Below are 1,058 nucleotides of genomic sequence, written 5' to 3'. Positions count from 1 at the left end.
CTGCGCCGCATCGCCGCGCTGGCAGAGAAGCACGGCGCGCTGATGATCGTCGACGACATTCAAGCAGGCTGCGGGCGCACCGGCGGGTTCTTCAGCTTCGAGGGCATGGGCTTCACGCCCGACATTGTTACGCTGGCAAAGTCGCTTTCAGGCATGGGCCTGCCCTTCGCGCTGACGCTGCTGCGCCCCGACCTCGACGTCTGGAGCCCCGGCGAGCACAACGGCACGTTCCGTGGCAACAACCACGCTTTCGTCACCGCCACTGCCGCCTTGCGCGAGTTCTGGGCCGATCCGGCCTTCACCGACGCGGTGGCACGGCGCGGCGGCATCCTCGAACGGCGGCTTGAACGCATGGCCGAGCGCCATGGCCTGACCACACGCGGGCGCGGCATGATGCGCGGCATCAACGTCGGCAGCGGCGAGGTCGCATCGCAGATCACGTCGGCCTGCTTCGACGAGGGCCTGATCATCGAGACCAGCGGCGCGCATGACGAGATCGTCAAGGTACTGGCCCCGCTGACCATCGAGGATGCGGTGCTCGAAGCCGGGCTCGACATTCTGGAAGAGGCGGTCGCAGCCGCGATCGCCCCGGTGAAGCGGGCGCTGCCGAAAATTGGCGTGGCCGCCTGAACACTCCCTCCAAATTCAAAGGAATAGCCAAATGATCGTTCGCAATCTCAACGACATCCGCAAGTCCGACCGTCACGTCGAATCCAATGGCTGGTACTCCGACCGCCTGCTGCTCAAGGACGACAAGATGGGCTTCTCGTTCCACGTCACCAGGATGTTCGCGGGCGAGGAACTGCACATGCATTACCAGAACCATCTGGAAGCCGTGCTGGTCATGCAGGGCGAGGGCACCATAGAAGACCTCGGCACCGGCCTGACGCATGAACTGAAGCCAGGCGTGATGTATGCGCTCAACGCCAACGACAAGCACATCGTGCGCCCGGTGCAGGACATCGTGTGCGCCTGCGTCTTCAACCCGCCGGTGACGGGGCGCGAGGTCCATGACGAGAACGGTGCCTACCCCGCCGACACCAGCGAACCCGCGCTCG

The 1,058-nt window shown here is 64.8% G+C and carries 2 protein-coding genes; both read left to right on the top strand.

Translation table 11 applies throughout. The features are described from left to right. On the top strand, positions 1-630 hold a 630-nt coding region (locus ACYPYD_RS16405), incomplete at its 5' end, for an aminotransferase class III-fold pyridoxal phosphate-dependent enzyme (RefSeq protein WP_459664229.1). A gap of 31 nt (positions 631-661) precedes the next feature. Further along, positions 662-1,058 (top strand): ectoine synthase (locus ACYPYD_RS16400; RefSeq protein ID WP_459664227.1); only part of this gene is annotated, 397 nt, incomplete at its 3' end.

Source organism: Novosphingobium sp. 11B (assembly GCF_054589055.1).
Note: the sequence above shows the minus strand (reverse complement) of the source record. Positions and strands in the feature narration are given on the sequence as shown.